This is a genomic window from Spongiactinospora gelatinilytica (assembly GCF_003236385.1).
Lineage (GTDB): Bacteria > Actinomycetota > Actinomycetes > Streptosporangiales > Streptosporangiaceae > Spongiactinospora > Spongiactinospora gelatinilytica.
In genome coordinates, this window is sequence record NZ_POUA01000473.1 from 1 (window position 1) to 4,943 (window position 4,943).

The following is a 4,943-nucleotide window of genomic DNA, read 5'->3' on the forward strand; positions in this document are numbered from 1 at the left end:
GGCGTCGGCGGACCCGGCGGGCGGGGTGTCGGCGGGGTCGTCGTGGATGACCTGGCCGCGGATGACCGTACCGGTGGCGGGCCCTGTGGCGGGCCCTGTGGCGGGCCCGTCGGCCTGTGGTCCCGGGCCGAACGGGGCGCCGAAGGGGCCGCCGCCGAACGGTGAGGCCCCGCCGGGCAGCGGCCCGCCGAACGGCGAGGACTCCGCCAGCCTGCGCATCCTGCGGGCGAACAGCAACGCCGCGACCCGGCGCACCAGCGGCCGGGTGGGCGGCAGTACGCAGGCCAGGCCCACCACGTCGGAGATGAACCCCGGAAGGAGCAGCAGCGTGCCGCCCGCCACCACGATCGCCGCGTCGGCCAGCTCACGCTCGGGCATCTGCCCGCCGCCCAGCGACTCCTGCACGGACCGCCACACCCGCCGGCCCTCCCTGCGCACCAGCCAGGTGCCCGCGACGGCACCGGCCAGCAGCAGACCGGCCGTGGGCCAGCCGCCGATGACCTGCCCGGCCTGGATCAGCACCAAGACCTCCAGGACCGGGACGGCCAAGAAGGCCAGGAGCATCAACAGGCGCATGTCGAACCTCAATCACACGGGCAGGCCGGACGGCGTGGTGGCTACATGATGTCCAACGCCCCGGAGCGCCCCGGCGTTCCGCCCGGCCTCAAGCCCCTTCGCCCAGGCCCCTGCGGTCGCATTCGCGGAATGCAGGCGGCGGTGAGCGCGACGACGCGATCCTCGTCATGAGAAAGCTTCACAGGCCCCCCAGGACGCCCCGCCTGTCCGATCGCCCTCCGCGCCGCGCATCCGCAGAATGTAGGCGGCGGTGAGCGCGACGGCACGATCCTCGTCTTGGGACAGCTTCGCAAGGCCCCGGGACGCCACCGGCCCCGGGATTTCCGCGAGTGCCTGTGTGAGCCGTGCGCGTGCGGCCGGTTCGGCGGCGGCGCCGGCGAGGCGGGCGAGGAGCCGGGTGGCGATCTGATCCGCCGGGGCGGGGCGAGCGGCCAGCGCGCTCAGCGCGTCGGCCGCGTCGACGTCGTTCACCCCCTCGACGATCATGTCGATGAGCGTGTCCAGGAGCGCCGGGGCCACGTCGGCCGCGGCGGCCTCGCCACGCGCCCCCAGCGCCAGCGCCGCATAGCGGCGGACCACGACGTCGGGGTTTGCCAGGGCGTCGCGCAGCAGCGCGGTCGCCGTACCGCCGGGAAGTTCGGCGATGGCCTGGACTGCGCGTTTGCGCACCTCGGCCGCCGGTGCGCGAAGGCCCTTGGCCAGCAGCGCCGATCCCTCCTCGCCCGATTGCGCCAATGCCCATCGAAGGGCCCCGGCGACGTGCGGGTCGCTCTCGCTCAGCGCCGCCTCGACCAGTGCCTCCACCGGCACCGCGACCTCGGCGGCCGACAGGGCCGCGCGCTGCCGCCTGCCGGCGTTCTTGGCCCCCAGGCCCTGCAGGAGCGCGACGATCGACAGCACGTCCTGCCAGCCCGCGGGTTCGGCTGCGCCGATCCGGCGCAGCCGGGTGAGCAGTTCCTTCTCGGCCGCGATGCGGTCCTGTGCCTGGCGGATGAGGTCATCGACGAGCTGGTCGGGGGTGAAACCGGGGTCGTCCAGGGCGCGCCCGACCTCCCGCAGCGACAGGCCCAGCGACCGCAGGCTCTCGATGTGGAAGATCCGCCGGATGTCCTCGCCGGAGTAGTCCCGGTAGCCGGACTCGGTACGGCCCGTCGGCCGTACCAGGCCGAGGGAGTCGTAGTGCCGGAGCATGCGGGCGCTGACCTCGGACCGCCGTGCCACATCACCGATCAACACTGCCCATCACTCCTCCTTGCCGCCGCCGAGGGCGACGACGCGTTCGGCCTCCTCGATCGCGAACTCGAATCCGGCGTCCGGGTCCTCAAGCAGCCGTTCCGTGGCGATCGCGTGGCGGCGTACGCGAGGGTCGGGATCGGTCGTCGCGGCGCGCAGGAGCGGCATGACCACCGTACCGAGGGCGGCCAGCGCCCGGCTGAGGCTCAGCTGCGTCTCGCGCGTGCCGCACCCGAGCTGGGTCGCCAGTACTGCGGCCAGTTCGGGTTCCCCGCCTTCGGGTACGAGGGCGGCCGCCGTGCGCCAGGCGGCGCGCGCGACCTCCTCGTCGGCGTCGGTGAGCAGTGCCCGGGTGATCGCCGGCCACGCCCGCCGGTCGCCGATCTTGGACAGGGTGTGCAGCGCCTGGCTGCGGGCCTGTGCGCGCTCGGAGCGGAGTTCGGCGATGAGCCTGGGGACCGTCAGCGGGGCCGGGTGGCGGGTGAGCGCCCAGGTGAGCATGTCGCGTACGTAGAACTCCGGCTCGATCGCGCAGCGTTCGACGAGTTCGCCGATGAGCCGCGGGTCGGGGGTCGTGCCGGCCGCCAGCGCCGCGCGCAGCCGCATCGACGGGCCGCCGTCCTGTGCGGTCTGGAAGGCTCGGAGCGTATCGGTGTCGTGTTCCGGCATGGCCATCGGGACCACCTCCTTGACGACAGTGAAGTGCTTGTCACGGTGTCAAGGTCAAGCCGATGGCGGCACGGGAACGGTGAGGTCAGCGGGGGCGGCGCAGGCGGCCGGGGAGGCCGGTGACGCCCCACACGGTGACCCGCCACAGCGCCTCGGCGATGACCGCCCGGCTCATCTTGCTGGACCCGGCGGTGCGTTCGACGAAGGTGATCGGGACCTCGCTCACCCGCAGCCCGTGCCGCAGGGTGCGCAGGGTCAGGTCGACCTGGAAGCAGTAGCCCTGTGACTCCACGTCGTCCAGGCCGATCTTGCGGAGGGTGGCGGCCCGGTAGGCGCGAAACCCGGCGGTGGCGTCGCGGACCGGCACGCCGAGGCTCATCCGGGTGTACAGGTTGGCCCCGCGCGACAGGAACTCCCGTGACCAGGGCCAGTTGACGACCTTGCCGCCGGGCACCCAGCGCGAGCCGATCACCAGGTCCGCTCCGTCGGCCAGGACGTGCAGCAGTTCGGGCAGTTCCTCGGGGCGGTGGGAGCCGTCGGCGTCCATTTCCACCAGTACGTCGAAGCCCTCGGCCAGGCCCCAGCGGAACCCGGCGATGTAGGCCGCGCCCAGGCCCTCCTTGGCGGGCCGGTGCAGGACGTGGATGTTGGGGTCGGCCGCGGCCAGTTCGTCGGCGACCTGGCCGGTGCCGTCGGGGCTGTCGTCGTCGGTGATCAGCAGGTGGGCCTCCGGCACGGCCTCGCGCAGCTGCGCGGTGATCATCGGGAGGTTGTCCCGTTCGTTGTAGGTGGGGACGACGACGAGGACCCTGCCCGGGGACTGCTCCATCATCGGCCCTCGTCTCCCATCGGCTCGCTGCTGGGCGGGGCGCGCCTGGCGCGCAGGAGGGCCACGCCGACGGCGCAGGCCCCCAGAAGTATCAATGCCCACTCCGGACCCGGCCCCACCATGGTGGCGAGGGTGGATTGCGATCGAATCGGGACGGTCACCACCGTCATGTCGGCGACGAGTTCGCCGGTCTGCCAGGCCACCACGCCATCCGGCGTGACATATGCCGAAATGCCGGTCGTGGCGGCGGTCACCACGGCCCGGTTGTGCTCGACCGCGCGCAGCTTGGACATGGCCAGTTGCTGCGGCGGAAGGTTGCTGCGCGCGTAGGTCGCGTTGTTGGTCTGGACGGCCAGCGGTGTGCCGCCCGCCCTGACGGTGTCGCGTACCACCCGGTCGAAGGCCACCTCGTAGCAGTTGACCGCGCCGATCGTCACCGGCCCCATCCGCAGGTCGCCGTCGCGGGCGCCGGCCACCGACTGGCGGCCCACCAGCCTGGCCCGCTCGAACAGGGCCAGCACGATCTCCTTAAACGGGGTGAACTCCCCGAACGGGACGAGCTGCTGCTTGTCGTAGTAGGCGCCGGGCCCGGTCACCGGGTCCCACACCAGGCTGCGGGTGGCGCGCTCGCGGTCGCCGATCGCCACCACCGCGCCCACCAGGACGGGCACGCCGATGTCCTTGACCGCCGCGTCGATGGAGGCGCGGGCGTAGGCGTCGCGGTAGGGGTCGATGTCGGTGGAGTTCTCCGGCAGCACGACCAGGCCGGGGCGGGGCAGCCGGCCCTCGCGCACGGCGCGGGCCATCGCGTGGATCTGCTCGTTGTGGTTGCGCAGCACCACGGCGGGCTCGTCGCCCATCGGGTACATGCCGCGTCCGGGCACGTTGCCCTGGACGATGCCGATGTTGACCGTCCGACCCTCGTCTGCGGGGTGCGGGATCGCGTACGCGCCCGCGGCGGGCAGCGCCAGCGCGCCGGCCAGGGGCAGCGCGAGAGCCCGGCCGAGCCCGCCGCGGGGCGGGCGGGCCTTCAGTACGGCGGCGGCCAGCAGCCCGCCGCACAGCGCCACCGCGAAGGTCACCAGCGGCGCGCCGCCGAGGGAGGCGTACCGGGTGAAGGCCGACTCCCCCTGGCTGAAGGCCACCCGCGACCAGGGGAACCCGCCGAAGGGGAACACCCCGCGCGCCCACTCCACCGCGACCCACAGCGCCGCCGCCCACAGCGGCCACCACGCCAGCCTGCCGACCAGGGCGACGCCCACGGCGAGCGCGGCGTAGAACAGGCTCTCCACGGCGACCAGGCCGAGCCAGGCGTCGACGCCGATGGTGATCACCCAGGCCATCGACGGCAGCAGGAACGCCGCCCCGCCCAGGTAGCCCAGCCACAGCGCGCGGCGGGCCGGGCACCCGCGCGCCGACATCGCCAGCAGCGCCACGCCCAGCGGCGCGAGGTACCACGCGTCGATCGGAGGAAAGGCCAGGAACAGCGACACGCCTCCGCCGAGCGCGGCGGCCACCCGGCCGGCAAGCCCCCACCGCGAAGCCGGCCGTGGTGCAGAGGTGTGAGCTGCGGCGGCGATGTGGTCGTCGCCGGGGCCGGTCGCCCCGGTCTGCGGGGTGGGTGGCCGGGTGGGGC

5 protein-coding genes are annotated in these 4,943 nt (G+C 73.8%); all 5 read right to left on the reverse strand.

All coding sequences use genetic code 11. The features are described 5' to 3' along the window. Positions 1-576 (reverse strand): FxsA family protein (locus C1I98_RS35035; protein WP_111171614.1); only part of this gene is annotated, 576 nt, incomplete at its 3' end. A gap of 165 nt (positions 577-741) precedes the next feature. Continuing rightward, positions 742-1,812, reverse strand: coding sequence for a MerR family transcriptional regulator (locus tag C1I98_RS35040; RefSeq protein WP_111171610.1), 1,071 nt, complete (start codon positions 1,810-1,812; stop codon positions 742-744). Positions 1,813-1,818: 6 nt separating this feature from the next. Beyond that, positions 1,819-2,484, reverse strand: a complete 666-nt coding sequence (locus tag C1I98_RS35045) for a HEAT repeat domain-containing protein (protein ID WP_111171611.1) — start codon at positions 2,482-2,484, stop codon at positions 1,819-1,821. A 79-nt stretch (positions 2,485-2,563) separates the two neighbouring features. Next, positions 2,564-3,307, reverse strand: a complete 744-nt coding sequence (locus tag C1I98_RS35050) for a polyprenol monophosphomannose synthase (RefSeq protein WP_111171612.1) — start codon at positions 3,305-3,307, stop codon at positions 2,564-2,566. Next, positions 3,307-4,943, reverse strand: a 1,637-nt coding sequence (lnt, locus tag C1I98_RS35055) for an apolipoprotein N-acyltransferase (protein WP_306461942.1), incomplete at its 5' end; no start/stop codon positions are given. The genes C1I98_RS35050 and lnt, both read right to left, overlap by 1 nt.